Genomic DNA, 22151 nt, shown 5'->3' with positions numbered 1-22151 from the left:
CCGTGCGGAAGTGGCCCAGATGCTCTACAACTACAGCAAGATCGGCTGAACAGCGGAGCTGCCGTAAGGCAGGCTGAGAGCCGGTAAACGGCGGAGCCGCCGGTCCCATTTCGGGACCGGCGGCTCCATCTTTTCCGGTGTTTTTGTAAATTTCCAAAAAAGAAACGGACGCGATACCCGGGGCGGATATCGCGTCCGTTTGGTGCAGGATCAGGGACGCCACTGAGAAATGAGACGGCGGACGGCCAGCACCCGGTTGGGACTGACGGAAAATTTTTTCAGACCCATGGACAGCAGGACCGGTACCGCCTCCTCCATACCGGCCAGCTCACCGCACACCGAACAGGGGATGCCCGCTTTGCGGGCGGCGTCGATGGTGCCGCGCATGAGGCGGAGCACCGCCGGATGGAGGGGATCTGAGAGGTAGGCCACCTTTGGATTCATCCGGTCCACCGCCAGGGTATACTGGGTCAGATCGTTGCTGCCGATGGAGAAGAAATCGGCCTCCCGGGCCAGCTCATCGGCCAGAATGGCGGCGGAGGGGACCTCGATCATGATGCCCACCGGAATATGGGGCGCAAAGTCCAGACCGCGCTGGCGCAGCTCCTCCTTGGCCAGCTCCAGCTGGGCCTTGGCCCGGCGCAGTTCGTCCACACCGGAGATCATGGGAAACAGGATCTGGACCTGCCCCCACATGGAGGCGCGCAGCAGCGCGCGCAGCTGGGTGCGGAAGAGCTCCGGCCGGTCCAGGGAGATGCGGATGGCCCGATAGCCCAAAAAGGCGTTTTGCTCCTGCTCCAGGGCCAGAGACTCCACCGGCTTGTCGCCGCCGATGTCCATGGTCCGGAAGGTGATGCTTTTCCCGGGCATGGCCTCCAGCGCCGCGCGATAGACGGCCATCTGCTCCTCCTCGCCGGGCAGATCGGGCCGGCCGGTATAGAGGAATTCGGTGCGAAAAAGCCCGGCGCCGTCGGCGTTCAGGGACTGGGCCTTCTGGGCGGTCTCACGGCTGAAGATGTTGCAGTAAAGGCCGATGGTCTCCCCGTCTGCGGTGCGGGTGGGGGCGTCCAAATAAGGGAGGAGGAGCGCCTGCTCGGCCTGATGGGCGGTGAGCAGAGCAGTATAGCGGGACGCCGCTTCCGGCGGGACCACCGCCGCCTCGCCGGCGTCGCCGTCCACATAAACCAGGTCTCCCGCCTTGGCCGTATCCCAGCCCGCCGCGCCCATCAGGGCAGGCACGCCCAGGGCGGCGCAGAGAATGGCGGCGTGACAGGTGCGGTTGCCTCCGCCCATGACCACGCCGGCTACTTTTGGGGCGTTTTCGCCGGTGAGGAGGGAAGGGGGGAGATCCTCTCCCATGAGGATGACGGGGTGTTCCAGGCAGGAGAGGTCGGGGTAGGTCCTTCCGGCCAGCTGGCAGCACAGCCGGGCGCCGATTTCTCTGGTATCCGGTATCCGCATGGTAAACATGGGGTCGTCCAGGGCCAGGAGCATGTCCACCAGGGCTTGGGTGGAACGGACCACCGCGGCGCCCGGGGACCAGCCCTCCTCCAGCGCCTGGGCGATGCCGCCACGGAACATGGCGTCGGCCAGCATGACACGGTGCATCTCCAAAATCTGCTGCCCCTCCCGGTTGGCGCGGGAGGCCGCCAGGGCCAGGGCCTGATCCACCGCCAGGGCGGCCTGGTCCACCAGGGCCTGGGCCTGCTCCACGGTCTGGTCTCCGCTCCGCCGCTCCGCCGGATCGGGCAATGCCGTGGGACGATATAGAAAGGCGGGCGCCATGGCACAGCCGCCGCAGGCGGCGATACCGGTGATCCGGTCGGTCATATTCATTCCTCCAGCGCCGCGATGAAGGCGCATACCGCCTCCACCGCCGTTTCCTCGTCCTCCCCCTCGCCGGTGACGGTGAGGGTGGTACCGGGTTTGATGGCGGCGGACATCATGGAAAAGATACTCTTGGGGTCCACCGGACCCCGTCCGCCGGTGATGGTGAGTTTGCAGGAAAAGGAAGCACAGAACTTGACCAGATCTGCGGCGGGACGGGCGTGCAGCCCGCTGGCGTTGGTGACAACAACCTCTTTGGCGTACATAAATTGTACCTCCTTACAAGATGTAGAAAAACCACGCGGCTGCATCGGGCAGCCTTTCGACAAATACCATTATAATTTACGTTTCCTACAATTTCAATGTTGTATCCGGAAAATTGATATGATAGAATGTACAAGAAAAGGCGGTCCGAATGGCGCTTTGGCCGCAAGATACGAACGACAAAAAAGGAGGAGATCCCGCGATGAAAAAGCTGCTCAACCAGGTGGAGCGTGTGGAACTGGAAATGCTCCAGGGTATCGCAAAGGCCCATCCGCAGTATCTGAAAAAGCTCCCCGATTATAATGTGCTGGTCCGGGCCCAGCCCAAGACAGACAAGGTGGCGCTGGTGTCGGGCGGCGGCTCCGGCCACGAACCCGCCCACGGCGGCTTTGTGGGCACGGGCATGCTGGATGCCGCCGTGGCCGGCGCGGTGTTCACCTCGCCCACTCCCGACCAGGTGGAGGCCGCCATCCGGGAGGTGGCCACCCCCGCCGGCGTGTTGCTGGTGGTCAAGAACTATACCGGCGACATCATGAACTTTGAAATGGCGGCCGAGATGGCGGAGATGGACGGCATCAAGTGCATGACCGTGGTGACCAACGACGACGTGGCGGTGCAGGATTCCCTCTACACCACCGGCCGACGCGGGGTGGCGGGCACGATTTTTGTCCATAAGATTGCCGGCGCCAAGGCGGAGCAGGGCGCTTCGCTGGAAGAGGTCCAGGCGGTGGCCCAGAAGGTGGTGGACAACGTGCGCACCATGGGCGCGGCGCTGAGCCCCTGTACGGTCCCCGCCGCCGGCAAGCCCGGCTTTGAGATCGGCGAGGACGAGATGGAGGTGGGCATCGGCATCCACGGCGAGCCGGGCACCCACAAGGAAAAGATCATGAGTGCCAACGACATCACCGACCATCTGTTGGGCAAGATCCTGGCCGACATCGACTATACCGGCCATGAGGTGGCGGTGCTGGTCAACGGCGCCGGCGCAACGCCCCTGATGGAGCTCTACATCATCAACAACCGGGTGGCCGACGTGCTGGCCGAAAAGGGCATCAAGGTTTATAAGACCCTGGTGGGCAATTACATGACCTCGCTGGAGATGGCGGGCTTTTCCATCAGCCTGCTGCGGCTGGATGATGAGCTCAGGGCCCTGCTGGACGCGCCCGCCGATACCCCGGCCTACAAAGCCTGACCAAAGGAGGAAAACCATGGCAAATACCGCCGATGTCATCTCCCTGCTGGAGGAGATGAACGTCATCATTCAGGAAAATAAGGACTATCTCACCCAGCTGGATATGCCCATTGGGGACAGCGACCACGGGATCAATCTGGCCAGGGGCTTTCAGGCGGTCAGCGAGAAGCTGCCCGGCCTGGCGGAAAAGGACGTGGGCACGGTGCTCAAAACGGTGGGTATGACCTTGGTCTCCACCGTGGGCGGCGCGTCCGGCCCGCTGTATGGTACCGCTTTCATGAAGGCCGCCGTGGCGGTCAACGGCAAACAGGAGGTGGGGCTGGACGACTTTTTGGCTATGCTGTCCGCCGCCGTGGCGGGGGTCAAGCTGCGGGGCAAATCCACTACCGGCGAGCAGACCATGCTGGACGCCATGGTGCCGGCGCTGGAGGCCATGGAAGAGGCCAAAGGCGCGCCCACGGGAGCGGTGCTGGCCGCCGGTCTGGCCGCCGCCCAGGCAGGTGTGGAGCGGACCAAGGACATGGTGGCCACAAAGGGACGGGCCAGCTATCTGGGTGAGCGGAGCCTGGGCCATCAGGACCCCGGCGCCACCTCCTTTACGCTGCTGCTGTCCGTCATCGCTAAGCACTGGGCCTGAGGAGGAAATACATGGTTGGAGTAGTAATCGTATCCCACAGTGAAAAGGTAGCCGAGGGGGCCCGGGAACTGGCGCTGCAAATGGCGGGACAGGTTCCCGTGGCCGCGGCGGGCGGATTGCCGGACGGAGGCATCGGCACCGATTTCCAGCGCATTTTGGAGGCGGTGGAGTCGGTCTCCTCGCCGGACGGCGTGGTGATCCTCTTCGATGTGGGCAGCGCGCTGATGACCGCCGAGATGGTTGTGGAGGCGGTGGACGGCGTGAAAGTGCGTCTGGCCGACGGGCCGGTGGTGGAAGGGGCCATCGTGGCCGCGGTGTCCGCCTCCATCGGCATGGACCTGGAGGGCATTTTGGCCGCCGTCCGTCAGGTTGCCGAGGGACATAAGCTTTGAGTGCGATCCCATGGAGTGAAACTCGCTCCATGGGATCTTTTTTGCCCAGTCACAGGGAATTTGGGAGGTGGAAGAGATGGAATACGCCTTGTAAAAGCAAAGCGGCTATGGTATACTGAAAGCATTCTTTCAGGCTGACGGAGCCGTGGGAGCGGACGGACCGCGGTTTGAAAAGAGAGAAATTGAGAGAAGGAAGGGATCTTATGAAAAAACACTGGTTGCAAAAGACCCTGGGTGCGCTGCTTTCCGGCGCGCTGTGCCTGAGCATGACCGTCAGCGCCGCCGCGGCCCCGGGAGAAGTGGTCAGAGATGAGGCGGGAAAGATCGGCTATATCCCAAAGGAGCAGGGCGTGTACAGCCAGGGCGGGTATACCATCGAAAAGATCTCCCACCCTACGGCCGGCAGCGGCGAGCTGGACAGCATCCTGGAGGAGCAGGACCGAGGGCAGAGCTACACCTGGTCCATGATCGAGTACGGCGATTATATTTACATCGGCACCTGCTATAATTCCACGTTTTACATCTACCACAACAATGTCATGAACGCCCTGAAGGCCATGAAGGACGGAGAGGGCAACCGGATCTTTACCGACAGCCAGGCCTCCGCCATTTCTCAGGAAGTGGTACAGGTGGCCTTTGGCAGCGACAAATTCGACACCAGCAAAATCGACCAGTGGCGTCCCGTCATTATGGCGGTCCACAAGGAGACGGGAGCGGTGACGGAGCTGTTTTGTGAGCGGGAGGTCTGGCAGGACTATCCCGACATCTTCCCCGGATACAGCCCCAGCATGGCCATCAAAAATTATCTCTCCGGCTACCGGATGGTGTGTGAGTTCCACGACAAGCTCTATTTCGTGGGCATGGGCAACCCCACCATGACCCTGGTGGAGATCGACCCGGCCACCAATCAGGCCCGCATCGCCTATCACAATACGAACTTCACCGCCGCAGCCAAAAACATCGCCAACGGTGTCCACGGCCTGACGGTCTTTGACGGCGAACTGATTATGTGCTACACCAGTGACAACTACGACGGCGAGGGAACGCCGGGCGGTCTGATCGTGGCCACCGACGACCCCAGCAAGCCGGCGGAGGAGTGGCGGGTCATCGGCGACCAGGAGGACTTCGACAACCTGCCCGCCATTTACAATACGGACGGACTCAACGGCGGCGGCATCTGGGATATCATTCCTTTTCACGGAAAGCTGTATGTCACCGTAGTCACCGACCGCACCGTGGACGGCGTCACCAACAAGCAGGGCTTTGCCCTCTACCGGGGCGAAAAGCAGGCAGACGGCGATTTTGTCTGGACGCAGCTGGCCGGCGGCAATCCCGAGGCCGTTTTGCCCTTCGGCTTTGGCATCAATTATTCCATGGCCTGCAACCTGTGGGTCTATGAGGATCATCTCTATCTGGGCACCTACAACGACCCCATGCTGGACCTGGCGGCGGTGCCTGCCAGCGGCAACTTTGAGCCCCTCTACCGTGACCTGGACCACTCCATCTACCTGTACCGGATGGACGCCGGGGAACGCTTTGAGATGGTGGCCGGAAAGGACGACAACCCGGAATTCCCCGACGGCCCCATCGGCAATCTGGGGGCCGGACTGGGCAGTCACTCCAACCAGTATGTCTGGCGCTATGAGGTCCACGACGGAGAGCTTTATGTGGGTACTTATGATACCTCCACCCTGACCTATATGTTCACCCAGCTGACCGACGGACAGGTGGCCAATATGGACCGGGAGGATATCCTTCAGCGGGTGGAGCACCTGCGCACGGCCCTGGATCTGGCGCTGGGAGAGGATATGGACCCCCTGGTACGGGAGATCATCACCTCTGCCGCGAAGCATCTTCTCACCGATGAAGAGCTGCTGGACTTTTTCCAGCTGCTGGCCGGGGTTGCCGACGAGGCCAGCACGGAAAATCCGGTGCCCTATTATGAGGCGCTGATGGAGGATTACGGACGGTTCCGCCAGGTGATGGACCTGCTGCTGGGAGAGAGCGACGGGAGATCCGCCCGTTCCGCCGCCGGAGAGGAGGGTCTGCTGGACCCGCTGACCCAGGGAGAGACGCCTGCCATCGCCCTCTCGGCGGACGGGCAGGAGGTCACCCTTCTGCCGGATGGAGCGGCGGAAGAACAGGATGGGACGGCGTCCCTTACCGCCGCCGTCACCCTGTCCCGGGGTGATTTTATCACCCTTATCCGAGATAAGGTGAAAAACTTCCTGGAGCGGCTGGACACGGTGATGTACAGCCGGGACCTGAAGAATTTTGTCTATTACTTTGGGGTCAATTACTATGCCCGGCAGTGTGAGCGGGGCTTTGACCTGCTGGTATCCAACGACGGCGTCAATTTTGACGTCATTACCGACGACGGCTTCGGCGACCCCTATAACCACGGCCTGAGAGGCATGGAGTCCACCGATGAAGGGATCTACATCGGTACGGCCAATCCCTTCTATGCCACCCAGCTCTGGCGGATGTACCGGGAGGAGGCGCTGCCGGTCTATACCGTGACCTGGGACGCCAACGGCGGTGCCGTGGAGGAGGCGTGGACGGTGACCGACGGGGAAGGCCGTCTGGAGGCGCTGCCTGTCCCGGTGCGGGAGGGCTACCGTTTCCAGGGCTGGTATACCCAGCCGGAGGGCGGCAGTCAGGTGACGGAGGAGACCGTATTTGACGCCGACATCACGGTTTATGCCCACTGGACGCAGGAACAGTACGCGGTCACCCTGCTTGAGACAGGAGACGGCGCTTCCGGCGCGGGCAGCTATGCCGCCGGAACGGAGGTCACCATTGACGCCGGCACACGCAGCGGTTACCGGTTTGACGGCTGGACCTCGGAGGAGGTGGCCCTCTCCAACGCCGGTGAACAAACAGCCAGCTTTATCATGCCGGACCACAGCGTCACCGTGACCGCCGCGTGGCGGGAGGAAGCGCCTTCCGGCGGCGGCAGCGGTGGTTCGAGCGGCGGTTCCGGCACGGGAGGCAGTGCGGTCCTCCGGCACAGCATCCAAATCGCGGATATGGAGGGCGGAACGGTGACGGCCGATCAGGACCGCGCGCCGGAGCACACCAAGATCACACTGACCGTTACGCCGCTGCCGGGCTATGCGCTGGAGACGCTTGCCGTCCGGACGAGCGGCGGCAGCGAGGTGGAGGTTCGGTCGGAGGATGGCCGCTATACCTTTACCATGCCGGACACGACCGTGAAGGTCTCGGCCTCCTTTATCGAAGAGACGAACATTTCCGAGGGCGAGACGCCTTTGGGCGGTCTGCCGGCCTTTACGGACGTGGCGGAGGACCATTGGGGGAGAGACGCCATCAACTATGTGGTGGGGAAGGGACTGTTCCAGGGGACCAGCGCCACCACCTTTGCGCCCAATGCGCCCACCACCAGAGGAATGCTGATGACGGTGCTGGCCCGTATGGACGGCGTGGACACCAGCGGCAGCACGCCCTGGTATGCCGAGGGCATGGAATGGGCGGTCCGGAAGGGCATTTCTGACGGCACCCATCCGGAAACCGGCATTACCCGGGAGCAGGTGGCGGTCATGCTCTACCGCTACGCCGGCGGAGCCCCTGCCGAGGGCACGCTGACCTTTGCCGACGCCGGGCAGGTATCCGGCTGGGCGACGGAGGGCGTCCGCTGGGCAGTGGCCAACGGCATTCTTTCCGGAAAAGAGAACAACGAGTTGGATCCCCAGGGCGGCGCGTCCCGGGTGGAGGTAGCTCAGATGCTCTATCGGTTCAGTCAGATGGGCTGAGTTCAGACGCCAGGGCGCGATACCCGCGGGTATCGCGCCCTGTTTTGTTTCTAGGGGTTTTCTCTTTACGTTTTCCTTGAAATTTTGTATACTTAATCCAGAAAATACAGTCCGGAAAGGGGAACGGGAAGATGGAAGCGCGGATCAAAGAACTCCGGCGGCGGGCGGAGCGGGAGATATATTGGGAAAAAGGCCGCCGGGTGGGCAGTCCGCCGCCGGTCTATCCGGAGCGTTCTCCCCAAGCCCAGGGATACTATGTGTCACTTTGCCGGCAGGGACGCCGGCCCTTTTGGAACTGGTTCGCCCCCGCACGGAGGAGGGACAGCCCATTGCTGGTGGTCAGCCCCGGCTATCGGGCGGAGCTGTACGCCTATCCAGAGGCGCTGACCGAGCTCTGCCATGTGCTGGTCCTCTCCCCGCTGGGCTATGACACCCCGGACGGGCCGGACGAGGGCCTCTTACGCCGGGGGGCCTGGCCGGTGCTCTATGATACCGTGTTTGGCGGGGCGGACACCTATGAGGAATGGCTCTTAGACGCCATGACCGCCATTCGATGGGCGGGAGAGGCGGAGGGAGCCGGCGTCCGGTCGCTGGCCTTTTGCGGGACCAGCCAGGGTGGCGGTCTGAGTGTGGTGCTGGGCGGGCTTTATCAGGACCGGTGCCGGGCGGTGTGCGCCGACCAGCCCTTTCTCATCGGGTTTTCGTCGGAGCGGCTGGAGGAGGTGATCTCCTTTGCGGCCCAGGGGTATTGTCAGCCTATCCTCTCCTACGAGCAGGCGGCGAAACGGCTCCGTGTGGCCGATCCCATGTGCTGCGCCGCCCGGCTGGACTGCCCCACCCTGGTGGCGGCGGGGGAGAAGGACGCCGAGTGCCCGCCCAAATGGGTGGAGGCGCTCTGCGCCAAGCTGCCCGAGCCCAAGGAGTACCTGTGCTTTCTGGGGCGAAAACATGGATATTGCGTGGATTTTTATGATAAAATGGTGGATTTTTTAGAGAAAAATCTGAAGTGACGAAAAGACCCGGGAGGCGGAACGAAAGCCTCCCGGGTCTTATGCTGCGGAGGATGCTACCGAAGCAGCCGGCGGCAGGCGGCGGAGAGAAGGTCCACCAGCCAGGCCAGCAGAATCATACCCAGCGCCAAAGCGCCCACTTCATTCCAGGCGTACTGATTCATGGCGAAGATGAGCGGCGCGCCGATGCCGCCCGCGGCGGCCAGTCCCAGCACCGAGGCCTCCCGGATGTTCACATCGAAGCGGTAGAGCAGAGCCGAGCAGAAGGGCGGGGCCAGCTGGGGCAGGGCGGCATAGCGGATACGGGCCATGCTCGACGCGCCCATGGCCTCCAACGCCTGGGAAGGCCGCAGGTCTAGGACGTCGATGGCCTCGGAAAAGCGTTTGCAGAGGAGTCCCACGCTGCACACCGCCAAAGTGAGCACCCCCGTAAAGGCGCCGGGACCGCAGACCCGAATCAGGATCAGACCATAGATCAGGAAGGGGACAGAGCGGATGGCGGTAATGATGGTGCGGAAGGTCCACGCCACAGGGGCGGGAAAAAAGCGGCTGCTGCTGAGAAAGGACAGCGGGACGGCAAAGACCATTCCCACACAGGTCCCCACAAAGGAGATGGCCGCCGTTTCCAGCAGCAGATAGCCCACGCCGCTGCGGTCCATCCGGAAGAAGAGAGACCAGTCGGGGTGGAGAATGCCGGTAAAAAGAGTATGGACCATCTGCAAACTGGTGCGGGACAGGTCCGGCGGCGGCAGGGTCAGGGTACAAAGGAGGAAAAGGAACGCGGCAGTCCCCAGCAAAAGCCGCTTTCCCAGCCGGCCGATGGCGGTCTCTCCCTGTACCAGACGGGTCAGAAAGCGGCTGAGGGCTTCCATCAGGGCGACGGTGACGAAGAGGAGCAGGAGGATCATGCCTACCTTGTCGTATTCCCGCCACGAGACCTTTTCATTGAGCAAAAGGCCGATGCCGCCCGCGCCCACATAGCCCAAAATGGCGCTGTGGCGCACGTTGCTCTCCAGCAAATAGAGGGTGTTGGTGAGATAGGAAGGGAGAATTTCGGGAAAGACGGCGCGGAAAAAGGCGTGGAGGGAGGGGCTTCCCATGGCGCGGAGGGCGTAATAGGGGCCCAGGGGGGCGTGCTCTATGTCCTCATAGGTAAGGCGGGTCATAATGGCGAAGGTATAGACGGTGAGCGCGGCGGTTCCGGCAAAGGAACCGATGCCCAGGAAGAAGGTGGCCAGAAGGGCCAGAATCAGGGCGGGAAAGGAGCGCAGCACCTGGACGAGAAAGCGCAGGACCTGTTTGACCGGCGGAAAACCGGGCAGCGGCCGGGCGCAGACCAGGGCCGCGGGGAGGGCCAGGGCGGCGCCCAGGACCGTGCCGGTGACCGACATCTGCACCGTAGCCCACAGCAGGGGGAAAACCTTCTGGGCAAAGCTCCAGTCCGGTGGAAACAATTTTAGGGCGATGTCCGTCAAGTGCGCCCGGCGGGACCACATCAGACCCAGGTCGCAGCTCGTCAGCCAGGCCGCCGCCAAAAAGACCGCCGCACACAGGAGGAACACCAGAAGGGAAATGCGGCGTCGCTTCATGGTTCCACCCCGGCTTGTCCGTAAATGCGTGCCAAAACCGCGTCGGTCACCGCGTCCGGCGGGCCGTCAAAGACCACGCGGCCCCGGTGAAGGCCGATGATGTGGTCGGAATAGGCCAGCGACAGCTCCAGATTGTGGCTGTTCATCAGTACGCTTACGCCGCGGGACCGCTGGACCTCCTTGAGCAGGTCCAGAATCTGCCGCCCGGTGACCGGGTCCAGAGAGGCCACCGGCTCGTCAGCCAGCAGAACGGAGGGATCGCGCATCAGCGCCCGGGCAATGGCCACCCGCTGCTTTTGTCCGCCGGAGAGCCGCTTGACCGGCTCCTCCAGCTTGTCCTCCAGCCCCACCTCCCGCAGAATGGCGGCTGCCTTCCGCATCCGCGCCGGACCGAAGCGCCCCAGCAAAACGGCGGCCAGCGAGAGCTCCGGCAGACAGGCGTTGAGGACGTTTTGCATGGCGGTGCTGTTTTCCACCAGGCAAAAATCCTGATAGATGGTGCCGATGGTGCGCTGGACCGCCCGCTTTTGCTGTCCGACGGCCGATTGGAAGGGGACGCTCCCATAGAGGACCTGACCGCTGTCGCAGCGCTCCATCCCGTTGAGGATGCGGAAGAGAGTGGTCTTGCCGGCGCCGGAGGGACCGATGACGGAGAGAAATTCTCCGTCCCGCAGGGTGAAGCTGACCTCATGCAGGACCTGGGGGACGCGGGGAAAGCTTTTTGACAAAAGGCTGACTTGCAGCATGAGACTCCTCCCGGCGGCTTACTGTTCCATGGATTTCAGGAGGGCTTGGGCGTCCCGCTCGCCGTCGTAGTCGGAATCCTTGCCCCAGTCGTAGCCCACCTGGCTGAATACGCCGAAGATCTCCTGGCCCTCCTCCGTCTGGGCCAGTTCGATGAAGGCCTCGCCCACCGCTGTGCGGAAATCCGCGTCCGCCATGGTTTCGGAGGTCTTGCTGTACGCGATCATATCGTTATAGATCCCGTCGGTGACGCCGATGACGCCGGTCTGCTCCACCATAGGCGCGGTACCGCCGAAATCGGACTCCCAAATGGGGGCGTTTTTGATGCGGATATGTCCGTAGGAGACCATCACGTCCACCTGACCGGCGGCCAGCCGGGCCACGGAGGTGGTGTGGGAGTCACACTCCACCACGTTGTCCAGGTCGCTGATCCCCTTGCCGTAGTGCTCCTGGAGCCAGAGACAGGGGTAGATATAGCCGGAAGCGGAGGTGGGGTTCAGCACCGCCCAGGTGGCGCTGTTGAGGTCGTCCCAGGTGAGTTCCTGGCCGCTGTTGACCTTGTCCAAGAGCGCCTGTCCCTTTTCGGTGGGGCCGGCCAGGAGGATGCAGCGGTAATAGGTGCTCATCTCGTCGGTATTTTCCTCAATGGTCCCGTCGTTCCAGTCGGCGGGATTTTCCGAGTCCTTATTGATGGCGTAGCGCAGGGCGGTGAGGAGCACGTCGCAGTCGTCGGAGAACAGGACGTAGTTGCCGCCCGAAATAAAGCCCAGGTCAGCGCTGCCGGCGCTGAGGGCCTCGCCCACGGCGGTGTAGCTGGTGCCCACCGTCATGTCGATCTCTTCCACGTCGTAGCCCTTTTCCAGCAGCTTTTCCTGCAGCATGGCTTCCAGCGGCTGGGTGGACTCCGAAATAAGATCGGCGTCGGCATAGGGAGAGAAGGCAATCTTCAAGGATTCCACCCTCTGGACGCCGGAGGAGGGCTGGGCGGACTGGGCGGACTGGGCGGTCTCGCCGGAGCCGCAGCCGGTCAGCAGACCGGAGCAGAGGGCCAGGGTGAGCAGGAGCGCGGGGAGCTTTCGTTTCATGGGAATAACCTCCAATCAAATAGATCCGCGCAAAAGAAAAGGGGTATGCGCAGCATCAGCACATACCCGCCATGACTTTTCCGCAGATGCTGATGGCCCGCTTCCGCAGGGGGAAGCGGGTACGGTCGGCCCTCTCTGGGACCCTCTCAGCCTGGAACACAGGCTCCCTCGCAATCTGGTTTTTGTCATCCATATTCTGAGCGTGGCGCCAGGGCGCTCCCCCTTTCGCCGCATTCCTCAAACCTCGCCCAGTATAGCACGAAATCGTGGAGAAAACAAGAGCAATACAAAATCCCGAATTCTTTGGGAACAAGGCGAAAAGAGAAAATGCTATAATCCGTTTGTCTAATATTTTCTATAAATAGGAGGAGTATCCACAGATTTTGATGAGAGGAAAAAGAATATAAGAAGGAAGGTTGCGAAGGAGTATACTTCAAGCATAGCAAGAGCAGGCAGACCTGCCCGGCGGGAAAACCGGATGGATTCCGGCTGGACGTGCGGGCCAATAGACAGAGAGAGGGATTAGAATGGCGAGGATAGAATTTACGTGTTATAAGTACTCAAAATTAGCAACGGTTGTTTCGTTTACGGGCAGCTTGCTGTCGTGGGGCGTAATAATGCTGGGCATTGGCCTGTTGCTGTCAGAATTCAGCCTGGAAGGCGTTGTCGTGTTGGCCGTGATCCTTGGGATTGGGATTTTGATTGGTGCAGGCTTTGAATTTCTGGCGCATCAGATCGCCAAGAGAAAGCAAATGAAGATGTTACAGAAGATGCTTCAGCAAAACGGCTGCGTAGGTTTCCAGAAGCGGAAGTAAACGAAAGGAGGAAATATGATGCGTAAACAGTTTGGCCTGCTGAGTTGGTTCTTTTCCCTCGTGGGAGCCGGCATCGGAGGATTTCTTGCCGCATTGCTGCTGGGCAAGTGCAATGATACCTGGACATATATTTTGTGGAGCGGGGCTCTTTTTCTCCTCATTTTTTGCGGTGGATTTCTTGGAGTACAGCTCTCGCTTCTCGTAAATAAACGATACCGTATGCAGCAGGGGTCAAAGTGGCTGGCGGCAGGTCTGATTTCTGGCGTGGCAATTTTTGCGGTGGGTTGTGGCGGACAGGCGCTCTTCCTGTTTGCCCAGACGGCTGCCGGAACGTCTCCTGCGGTGATGCTGCTGGCCGGTTGGGAACAACTTTCCATCTATCTGTTTCTAATCCGTCTGCTGACGGTCATGGTATGCGCCGTTCTCTTCCATATTGGCTATTTTGGGCGTATCACCCTGGCCGGCGCGGTATCTGCTTTGCTCAGAGGTCTGGCGGCGGCAATAGCGCTCTCCTTGACGGGAGGAAATCCTTATCTTGCAGCACTTTTTATTTGTCTGCTTCTGGGCGCCGCTTATACCATGCTGGAATGCGGCGAGAGGAGTCATGAAAAAAATCCAACGCTTGGGAAATGTCTCCCCGTGTGGAGCCTGTCCCTACCCAAGGTAAGAAGCCATCCCAGGAGAAGAATCCGCATATAGTACCCGGAATGATTGCAACACAGATGGCCAGGCTGTCTGGTGGGAAGCTGGTAAATGGAACCTATCAGGGGAGAAAGGGACCGGGCTGGAAACAGAAACTCCTTATTCTACTCGGAGCCGTTGCGGCGGTGGCGGCAATTGTGCTTGTGGTAGTGGGCGTCCGTGTCTTGCAGCGTACGGCTCCGCGGAATATTCTGGTACATAAAGATACCAAATTGACCTGGACGGTTACGCTGACGGAAACCAATGAGGCGTTAAACAACATGATCCAGCAGTATGACGACGAGCTGGTCGTCAGCGGTGTAAACAGCACCAAACGGCTGCTGATTCAATTTGAGGGAGATGAGCTTGATCTAAGTGCGTTTCCGGCCGCGGAGGTCATTGCCGATGAGGACAATTATCTGATTGTTCAGTTTCAAACGGAGGAGGACGCCCAGCAATGCCTTGTGGCCGTCGAAGAAATGGATGGCGTGGTATGCGCGAGTATGGATAAATATCAGTCCATCTCACAGAATGCCATAGCGGCCCAGACGGCATACGGGACACCATACACATCGCCGTCTACCGGAATGGTCTATTATAGTTGGGGCGTAGAATATTTGGGACTGGATCGAATGTCCAGCTGGGTCGCAGGGCAGCAAACCGAGCCGGTCACTGTGGCCGTGCTGGATTCCGGCGTGGAACCTTGCAATGAAACCCAGGGCCGTATCCTGGAAGGGTTAGATATGTTCGACTCAAGCGGGAACGGATGGAATGACATGGCCGGATATGGCACCCATGTGGCCGGTACGATCCTTGACTGCACCAGGGGACTGGATGTTTCTGTTTTTCCGGTGCGCGTTTTAGGCGAAAATGGTAAGGGAACAGATTCCAGCGTTATACAGGGACTCAAAGCGGCCATTGCCAATGACGTAGACGTGATCAATATGAGTTTGGGCGGACGGCGTGATTTTTCTCCACAGCACGATCTCAAAAATGCGAAGGACTGAGCCTGTCGAAAAAGTCCAGCGAAAGCTGGGCTTTTTCGACAGGCTCGTATTGATGTCTGATCCCTGTGAGGTTACCAATGGCGATGACGCCTATACAGCCCCGGTGTTTGGCACGGAGCTAAGAAGGGAAGAAATTGGGACGGTCACCTTCCTGGACAATCTGAATAGTGCCCCCAATCATGTGAGGGACGTATCCCAAAACCAGGACGGCTCTGTGGTGGCCTGGTGGGAGCAGAACGGCGTGGGTTACTATGACCTCTTTATAGCGGCGGAAGGCGGTGTTTCCGCACCGCAAGACGCGTCTTATCTGTTCAGAGGCTATCGGAATGTGACGGGGATATATTTTAACGGCGCATTTGACACGGAAAATGTCACAAAGATGGATCTGAGTTCTTTTGATACTTCAAAAGTGACGGGTATGCTGGCGATGTTTTATCGCTGTTCTAATCTGACGGAACTGGATGTGAGTGGGTTTGACATCTCGCAGGTAGTGGATATGTACGGAATGTTTGATGGTGTGCCGGAAAGCGCGATCCGATACTGGAATTAGAGTCAAACCATCAAGTCTGCGTTAACAGTACACGCTTTCCGGACATCCTATGCCGGTCAATGAGACGATATGCCGCAGGGAGACCGGAGTAACCAACGGCTGAAAAAGGCAGAGCATGGCGTCTCTCCACTGTCGCGGCAGTGGAGAGACGCCGGTTTTTATTTTTTGGCAAAAGGAACGGCGCAGGCGCTCACTCTGCGGGACACTGGCGGCCGGTGTGGTCGATGGTGTAATCTCCCTGGAGGAGGAGCTGGGAGATGGGCACAAAGGTGTAACCCTGCTGTAAAAGCGTCTCGAGGATGGTGGGCAGAGCCTCGGGCGTGTGGAGAGCGGCGTTATGGAAGAGGACGATGGAGCCGGGCTGTACTTTGGAAGTGACCCGCTGGGTAATCTCGCCGGCGGAGAGGTCTTTCCAGTCCAGGCTGTCCACATCCCACTGGATGGGCTCCATACCAATGGAGCGGATGGCGGAGATTACGGTATCGTTGTATTCGCCGTAGGGCGGGCGGATCAGGGTAGGGCGTATGCCGGTGACGGCCTCGATTTTGTCGTTGCAGGCTTCCACGTCGGCGATGAGTTCCTCGCGGGACATCTGGTTCATATGGGGGTGGGTGTCGGAATGGTTCATGACCTCGTGTCCGGCGTCGGCCAGGGCCTTGACCGATTCGGGGTATTTGTCCACCCATTGACCCACCACAAAGAAAGTGGCCTTGACCTGGTACTGTTCCAGAATGTCGATGAGCTGCTGGGTATCCTCATTCCCCCAGGCGGCGTCGAAAGAAATGGAGATCATCTTCTGATCCCGCTGGACGCAGTAGATGGGGAGCTGACGGGCGGCGGCGGAAGCGCCCAGAATGGCGGGATGGTTGACCAGAGCAAACATCAGCGCTCCGGCGGCCAGGCAGGCCAGGACAGCGAGAAGCTTACGGCGCACCAAAATCAATTTCATCCACGTTCCCTCCGTTCGATATGGAATTCCATTTGAATGTATGCGCGCCCCGTTGTCCCACAGACCGGGGAGGACGGTTGACTTCCGGGGGCAATGTGACTACAATGAAGGTATCTCAAGGGCGGCGGGCCTCGGCCATCCGCCAAGCGTTTGTATGGAGGCAAAGCTATGAAAATCGCGGTTACATACGAAAACGGTCAGGTGTTCCAGCATTTTGGGCACTGCGGACAGTTCAAGCTCTACGAGGTCGCGGAGGGCAAGGTGATTTCCGCCCGGGTGGCGGATGCCGGCGGCAGCGGCCACGGCGCGCTGGCTGGCTTTTTGCAGCGTCAGGGCGTGGATACCCTGATCTGCGGCGGGATCGGCGGCGGCGCCCGTATGGCGCTGGCGGAGGCCGGGATCACCCTCTATCCGGGGGTATGCGGCGACGCCGACGCCCAGGTGGCGGCCCTGCTGGCCGGGCATCTGGATTATGATCCCGACACTCAGTGCGCCCACCACCACGAGGAAGGCCATACCTGCGGGGAGGACCACCAGGGCTGCGCCGGAAACGGAAGTTGTCATGGATAAGGGTCCCTGGAGCGGCATGCGGGGAGAAAATGAGGCGCTGGCTGCGCTGATTCTTCCGCTGCCGGGGGACATTGCCCGCCGGAAGGCCGTGGGAGATATCGCCGGCGCCCTTCGCCTCATCGAAAGGGCGCTGAACCGGGCGGACCGGCCGGAGCTGAGGGACCGGCTGCTGGCGGAGCGGATACGCTTAGAGCGTCTGCCCAAAAGCTATCCCTATACCAGAGGGGAGGCCATCGCCCAGATGCGGGCGGAGTGGCCGGACATGACCGAGGCGCAATTTGACGCCCTGGTGGACGGTGGACGGATCGATTGGCGGTATATCGACGGGGAAATGCACGTCCACAGCGCCTTTTTGGGCAGTCTGCGGCTCTACCCCGGAGAGGCCCCCGGCCTGCGTCCCCAGCCGCCGGAGGATACGGCCCGGCGGGACGCGCTTTTGGCGGAAATGGAAGGAAGGGGCGTTGTCCGGGCGCGGATCACCCTGCGGGCCTCAATCCGGCCCAAAGCCGCCGCCAAAGGAAAAGCGGTCCAGGCCTGGCTGCCCATCCCGGCGGCCTGTCCGCAGCAGAGCGGGATAGAGATCCTCTCCGCCACGGAAGGGGGCATTTGCGCCCCTCTGGACGCGCCCCAGCGCACCATCTGGTGGAATACCCGGCAGGAGGAGTGCTTTTTTGTCCAATACCGCTATGTCTATGAGGCGCGGTGGACCGATCCCCGCACCATCGTACCCGACCCGGTACAGCCGGCCTTTGACACCGGTGAAGAGCCGCCCCATCTGGCCTTCACCCCCTATCTCCGGGCGCTGGCGGCACGGCTGACGGAGCACTGTAACGGTCCGGTGGAAAAGGCGGCGGCCATTTACGACTATGTGACCGGCGCGGTGGATTATCGCTATCAGCCCGCCTATCTTCAGCTGGAGCCCATCGCCGACGCCTGCGCCCGGGAGCTGCGGGGAGACTGCGGCGTAATGGCCCTGCTGTTCATCGCCCTGTGCCGCATTTCCGGCATCCCCGCCCAGTGGGAGAGCGGTCTGGCGGTCCAGCCGGACCATGCGGGCTGTCACGACTGGGCACGGTTTTACATCGCCCCCCACGGCTGGCTGTGGGCGGACTGCTCCTTCGGCTCCTCCGCCCGGCGGCGGGGAGAGGAGGGGCGCAGAAGGCACTATTTCGGCAGCCTGGACCCGTGGCGCATGGTGGCCAACCGGGCCTGCTACGCGCCGCTGACCCCGCCTGACCCGGCTTGGCGTTTCGACCCCTACGACAATCAGCTGGGGGAGATGACGGTGGACGGCCGCGGCCTGGACAGCGACGAGATGGAGCGTACCGTGGAGACGGTGGACTTTCAGCTTCTGTAAAAAGAAAAAACGCATCGTAGAAAAAAGGAAAATTCTACGATGCGTTTTTGTTTATCAAAAAGAGTTCAGCGGAATGGAGCCGTCGTCGCTGCCCTTTTCGATGGCCTGGATAACCAGGTCATAGCCGTACCGCTCATTGACCTGAATGTGGACCCGGTCGCCCACCCGCTTGCCCAGCAGAGCCTTGCCCAGGGGAGCCTCCCGGCTCACCAGGCCGTGCAGGGCGTCCTGCCGCATGGTGGTGACCACTTGATAGACCTCGGTCTCGTCGTCCTCCTCCAGATAGCAGGTGACCTTGTCATAGAGGCCCACGGTGTCGCTGGAGGAGTGGTCGGCGATGACCACCGCCGTTTTGATCATCCGCTCCAGGTAGCGGATGCGGCTTTCATTGCGGTTTTTCTCCTGCTTGGCGGCCTTATACTCAAAGTTTTCACTCAAATCGCCAAAGGCTCGGGCTTCCTTTACCGCCTCCAGCAGCTGGGGCCGGAGATTGACCCGCCGCTCGTAAAGCTCCTGGCGCATCATGTCCAGATCTTGCTGTGTCAATTCGTTGTGCATCGTCCATTTCCTTCCTCTGCCGGACTTGCGGCAGTATCAACATGATAACGCCGCCGCCTTGAAAAATCAACCACAAACCCGTCCGTATAAAAGAAAGGACTCCTTCATATCCTGAGCAAAACGGCAGGAGGTGTCCGTATGGACGAAACGTGGAAAACGCTGGCGGTGAGCGAGGGGATCAGCCTGGGGACCGGCGTGCTTTCGGCCCTGTGTACCATGGGGACCATGGAGCGCTACGGAATGCTCCGGCAGCCGCCGCTGTCGCCGCCGGGCTGGGTGTTTCCGGTGGTGTGGACGGGTCTGTTTGCCCTGATGGGCGTCTCGGCCTGGCGTGTCTGGCAAAGGAGCGGCGGGAAGCGCCGCCGGCGGGCCCTGCTGCTCTACGGCCTCCAGCTGGCGGTGAATTTTACCTGGCCCATTCTGTTTTTCCGCCTGGGGGCCTATGGACCGGCCTTTTTCTGGCTGCTTTTGCTGCTGGCACTGGTGAGCATGATGGCCTCCCGTTTTTGGGAGATTGACCCGCTGGCCGGCGCGCTCCAGATCCCCTATACCCTCTGGCTGCTCTTCGCGGCCTATCTGAATCTGGGGATCTGGCTGCTGAACGGATAAAAAAGAGCTGGGGACCGGCAGGTCTCCAGCTCTTTTGCGGTTTTGAGGGAAAGATCAGCGCTTGTTGGACCGTCTCCAGATGTGGAGCTTTTCCGCCTCGGCCACCAGCTCATCCCGGAAGTCGGGGTGGGCGATGGAGATGATCCGCTCGGCGCGCTCCCAGGTGGAAGCGCCCTTCATGTTGACCATGCCGTACTCGGTGACCAGGTAGTGGGTGTTGGCCCGGGTGTCGGTGATGATGGAGCCCTCGGCCAGGGTGGGACGGATGCGGCTCTTGAGGGTGCCGTCCTTGCCCTTCATGGCGGAGGAGCAGCAGATAAAGCTCTTGCCGCCCTTGGAGAGGTAAGCGCCCATGACGAAGTCCAGCTGACCGCCCGCGCCGCTGATGTGGCGGGTGCCGGCGGCCTCGGAGGCCACCTGACCGAAGAGGTCCAGCTCCACGGCGTTGTTGATGGAGATGAAGTTGTCCAGCAGGGCCACCGTGCGGGCGTCGTTGGTGTAATCCACCGGAGCGGACATGCACTCGGGGTTGTCGTTGAGGTAGTCATAGAGCTTTTGGGTGCCCGCGCCGAAGGCGTAGACCTGCCGGCCCTTGTCGATGGCCTTGTGAGCGCCGGTGATCTTGCCGGCCTTGGCGATGTCCACGAAAGCGTCCACATACATCTCGGTGTGGACGCCCAGGTCCTTCAGGTCGGACTGGGCGATCATGGAGCCCACCGCGTTGGGCATGCCGCCGATGCCCAGCTGGAGGCAGGCGCCGTTGGGGATCTGCTCCACGATGAGCTTGGCCACGGCCTTGTCCACCTCGGAGGGCTCGCCGCCGCCGCCCAGCTGGCCGATGGTGGGATTATTGCCCTCGATGATGCCGGTGACCTGGGAGATGTGGATGCCGTTCTCGGTGCCGCCCAGGCAGCGGGGCATGTTCTGGTTAACCTCCACGAACACCAGCTCGGTGCGCTCCAGCATGGCGGACAGGTGGGAGGCGTTGGGGCCGAAGTTGAACCAGCCGTGGGCGTCCATGGGGGCCACCTGGAAGAAGGCCACATGGATGGGAGCGGCATTTTCCCGGTAATAGCGGGGCAGCTCGGAGTAGCGGATGGGGGCGTAGAAGGTGGCGCCCTCGGCAATCATCTTGCGCTCCACGCCGGACATATGCCAGGAGTTCCAGGTAAAGTGCTCCGCCACGTCAGGCACGGCCATGACGGCGGGCTTGTGGAAGAGGATGCCGCCCCGCAGCTTGACGTCGGTGAGCTCCTCATAGCGGGCGGCCAGAGCCTGGTCCAGCAGTTCGGGGGTATTGGTGCACCAGCCGTAATCCACCCAGTCGCCGGACTGGACGGCCTTGGCGGCCTCCTCGGGGGTGGTCAGCTTGCTTTGATAGAGAGCCTGATAATCCATAGAAAAAACCTCACTTTCCCATGAATGGGTTTGATTCACCAGAGGAAACGGAGACGAAGGGGGGCTCATGGGCGGGGGCGTAGCGGGTGACGCCGTCCTCTTCCCAGTGCCGGAGCTGTCCCTTTTCCGTCAGATAATAGAGGTGGGCCAGGGTTTCCGACAGGGCGAACCACTTCTGATGGGGCGGGAAGTGGTCCCAGTCCATGGAGCGGACCGACCAGTGGATGGCAGAGGCGATCTGGAAGGCGGAAGCGCCGGGATGGGTCCGGACCGCCTGATAAATCTCGTCCAGCCGCCAGCCGTGGTGGTCGATGAGGGCGTCGATGCGCTCATACACATCGCTTCCGGCCGCCCGGTGGGCGGGAAACGCTCTTCGGATGGGCAGCGCCCTGGTTTTGCGCAGGCTGTCGATATAATCGGAGAGGGAGTGGGGCACCTCATACCACACGCTGATGTTGGGGGTGATATCGAACAGCACATGGTCGCCTGAAAAAAGAAGCTGTTCTTTGGGCAGGTAGAGGACCATATGCCCCGGCGTGTGACCCGGTGTCAGGAGTCCCCGGACCTCCAAGTCCATAGGGAGCGCCTCGCCGTCCTCCACCTGAAGCACGGGGAAGCCGGGACGGGGAGCATAGCGTTGCCCCTGGTTGCTCTCCCGCTGGCGGCGCAGCTCGTCGGGGGGAAAGCCCTCCCGGGCAAAGAGAGTGTCCATGGCCGAAAAGGGCCGGGCGATCAGCTGCCGGTAATAGAGATCCTCCACCCGGCTCATATAGACGGGGATACCCCGCTCCACGAAATCCCACACCAGGCCGGTGTGGTCGGTGTGCAGGTGGGTGAGAAAGAGCATGGCCCGGTCGGCCCGCAGGCCCAGTTCGTCCAGTCCCTGCCACAGGGCCTGGCGGCATTCCGGGCGCTGAAAGCCGGTGTCGATGACCAGATCCCGCGTTTCAGTGCGGATCAGGTAGACGTTGAGATTTTTGAGGGGGTTGTCCGGCAGCGGCACGGGAATGGCGTAGACCGCTGGCCGGTCCCAAACCTGGCAGACCATAGGGCCTCCTTTCCGCCGCGGAAAAAACGCACGCCCCGCCGATGCCCGGCGGGGCGTGCGCCTACGGCCGGTGTTTTATGGAGAAAACACCGTACATTG

At 61.3% G+C, this 22151-nt stretch carries 21 protein-coding genes; 12 read left to right on the top strand and 9 right to left on the bottom strand.

Features of this window, described 5'->3' with window-relative positions; all coding sequences use genetic code 11:
* Positions 1-210: 210 nt before the first annotated feature.
* Together ptsP and H7U37_RS01370 are read right to left on the bottom strand one after the other, a co-directional pair.
* On the bottom strand, positions 211-1830 hold the full coding sequence (ptsP, locus tag H7U37_RS01375; protein WP_204873013.1) for a phosphoenolpyruvate--protein phosphotransferase: 1620 nt from the start codon (positions 1828-1830) through the stop codon (positions 211-213).
* A 2-nt stretch (positions 1831-1832) separates the two neighbouring features.
* Positions 1833-2093 carry an HPr family phosphocarrier protein gene (locus tag H7U37_RS01370; protein WP_204873011.1) on the bottom strand — a complete coding sequence of 87 codons (261 nt, stop codon included), beginning with the start codon at positions 2091-2093 and terminating at the stop codon, positions 1833-1835.
* A 200-nt stretch (positions 2094-2293) separates the two neighbouring features.
* Between H7U37_RS01370 and dhaK the strand changes: the two genes are divergently transcribed.
* From dhaK to H7U37_RS01345, 5 genes are all read left to right on the top strand, one after another.
* Complete coding sequence (gene dhaK, locus H7U37_RS01365; protein WP_204873009.1) at positions 2294-3283, top strand: dihydroxyacetone kinase subunit DhaK; 990 nt, start codon at positions 2294-2296, stop codon at positions 3281-3283.
* A 16-nt stretch (positions 3284-3299) separates the two neighbouring features.
* A complete protein-coding gene (gene dhaL, locus H7U37_RS01360; protein WP_204873007.1) occupies positions 3300-3920 on the top strand; it encodes a dihydroxyacetone kinase subunit DhaL in 621 nt (206 codons plus the stop codon).
* 11 nt (positions 3921-3931) lie between these two features.
* Positions 3932-4312 (top strand): dihydroxyacetone kinase phosphoryl donor subunit DhaM, encoded by a 381-nt coding sequence (gene dhaM, locus H7U37_RS01355; RefSeq protein WP_204873005.1) that lies wholly within the window; start codon positions 3932-3934, stop codon positions 4310-4312.
* 203 nt (positions 4313-4515) lie between these two features.
* Entirely contained in the window at positions 4516-8082 is a 3567-nt protein-coding gene (locus H7U37_RS01350) for an InlB B-repeat-containing protein (protein WP_204873003.1), read from the top strand.
* 131 nt (positions 8083-8213) lie between these two features.
* Positions 8214-9092 (top strand): alpha/beta hydrolase family protein, encoded by an 879-nt coding sequence (locus tag H7U37_RS01345; RefSeq protein ID WP_204873001.1) that lies wholly within the window; start codon positions 8214-8216, stop codon positions 9090-9092.
* 56 nt (positions 9093-9148) lie between these two features.
* On the opposite strand, the gene phnE is transcribed toward H7U37_RS01345, so the two are convergent.
* From phnE to H7U37_RS01330, 3 genes are read right to left on the bottom strand one after another with little or no spacing between them, the layout of a single operon-like run.
* Positions 9149-10681, bottom strand: coding sequence for a phosphonate ABC transporter, permease protein PhnE (gene phnE, locus H7U37_RS01340; protein WP_204872999.1), 1533 nt, complete (start codon positions 10679-10681; stop codon positions 9149-9151).
* The gene (locus H7U37_RS01335; RefSeq protein ID WP_204872997.1) at positions 10678-11427 is read right to left on the bottom strand and encodes a phosphonate ABC transporter ATP-binding protein; all 750 of its coding nucleotides are present in this window, start codon (positions 11425-11427) and stop codon (positions 10678-10680) included. Before H7U37_RS01335 ends, phnE begins: the two co-directional genes overlap by 4 nt.
* Positions 11428-11445: 18 nt before the next feature.
* A complete protein-coding gene (locus H7U37_RS01330; RefSeq protein WP_204872995.1) occupies positions 11446-12510 on the bottom strand; it encodes a phosphate/phosphite/phosphonate ABC transporter substrate-binding protein in 1065 nt (354 codons plus the stop codon).
* 527 nt (positions 12511-13037) lie between these two features.
* On the opposite strand from H7U37_RS01330, the gene H7U37_RS01325 reads away from it, so the two are divergent.
* The 4 genes from H7U37_RS01325 to H7U37_RS15970 are packed head-to-tail and all read left to right on the top strand — an operon-like array spanning position 13038 to position 15563.
* Positions 13038-13325, top strand: coding sequence for a hypothetical protein (locus H7U37_RS01325; protein WP_204872993.1), 288 nt, complete (start codon positions 13038-13040; stop codon positions 13323-13325).
* Positions 13326-13340: 15 nt separating this feature from the next.
* Positions 13341-14024, top strand: a complete 684-nt coding sequence (locus H7U37_RS01320) for a hypothetical protein (RefSeq protein WP_204872991.1) — start codon at positions 13341-13343, stop codon at positions 14022-14024.
* Between the two features lie 8 nt (positions 14025-14032).
* Positions 14033-15013: a S8 family peptidase gene (locus tag H7U37_RS01315; RefSeq protein WP_204872990.1), complete on the top strand. Its 981-nt coding sequence runs from the start codon at positions 14033-14035 to the stop codon at positions 15011-15013.
* Complete coding sequence (locus H7U37_RS15970) at positions 14970-15563, top strand: BspA family leucine-rich repeat surface protein (RefSeq protein WP_338049734.1); 594 nt, start codon at positions 14970-14972, stop codon at positions 15561-15563. Before H7U37_RS01315 ends, H7U37_RS15970 begins: the two co-directional genes overlap by 44 nt.
* 190 nt (positions 15564-15753) lie before the next feature.
* Here H7U37_RS15970 and H7U37_RS01305 read toward each other — a convergent pair whose 3' ends face one another.
* The gene (locus tag H7U37_RS01305; protein WP_204872989.1) at positions 15754-16512 is read right to left on the bottom strand and encodes a polysaccharide deacetylase family protein; all 759 of its coding nucleotides are present in this window, start codon (positions 16510-16512) and stop codon (positions 15754-15756) included.
* A 168-nt stretch (positions 16513-16680) separates the two neighbouring features.
* On the opposite strand from H7U37_RS01305, the gene H7U37_RS01300 reads away from it, so the two are divergent.
* On the top strand, positions 16681-17082 hold the full coding sequence (locus tag H7U37_RS01300) for a NifB/NifX family molybdenum-iron cluster-binding protein (protein WP_204872988.1): 402 nt from the start codon (positions 16681-16683) through the stop codon (positions 17080-17082).
* Entirely contained in the window at positions 17075-18439 is a 1365-nt protein-coding gene (locus H7U37_RS01295) for a transglutaminase-like domain-containing protein (protein ID WP_243413660.1), read from the top strand. Before H7U37_RS01300 ends, H7U37_RS01295 begins: the two co-directional genes overlap by 8 nt.
* Positions 18440-18493: 54 nt before the next feature.
* Here H7U37_RS01295 and H7U37_RS01290 read toward each other — a convergent pair whose 3' ends face one another.
* Positions 18494-18997 (bottom strand): GreA/GreB family elongation factor, encoded by a 504-nt coding sequence (locus tag H7U37_RS01290; protein WP_204872987.1) that lies wholly within the window; start codon positions 18995-18997, stop codon positions 18494-18496.
* 138 nt (positions 18998-19135) lie between these two features.
* Here H7U37_RS01290 and H7U37_RS01285 point away from each other — a divergent pair, with 138 nt between their 5' ends.
* On the top strand, positions 19136-19606 hold the full coding sequence (locus tag H7U37_RS01285) for a TspO/MBR family protein (RefSeq protein ID WP_204872986.1): 471 nt from the start codon (positions 19136-19138) through the stop codon (positions 19604-19606).
* A gap of 54 nt (positions 19607-19660) precedes the next feature.
* Here H7U37_RS01285 and H7U37_RS01280 read toward each other — a convergent pair whose 3' ends face one another.
* Both H7U37_RS01280 and H7U37_RS01275 read right to left on the bottom strand, forming a co-directional pair.
* Positions 19661-21004: a butyryl-CoA:acetate CoA-transferase gene (locus tag H7U37_RS01280; RefSeq protein ID WP_204872985.1), complete on the bottom strand. Its 1344-nt coding sequence runs from the start codon at positions 21002-21004 to the stop codon at positions 19661-19663.
* Between the two features lie 10 nt (positions 21005-21014).
* On the bottom strand, positions 21015-22052 hold the full coding sequence (locus H7U37_RS01275) for an MBL fold metallo-hydrolase (protein ID WP_204872984.1): 1038 nt from the start codon (positions 22050-22052) through the stop codon (positions 21015-21017).
* Between the last annotated feature and the right edge of the window lie 99 nt (positions 22053-22151).

Origin of the sequence: Pseudoflavonifractor phocaeensis, from assembly GCF_016901735.1 — a bacterium.
GTDB lineage: Bacteria > Bacillota > Clostridia > Oscillospirales > Oscillospiraceae > Pseudoflavonifractor_A.
The sequence above is the reverse complement of the archived record's forward strand: the minus strand, read 5'-3'. Positions and strand labels throughout refer to the sequence as shown.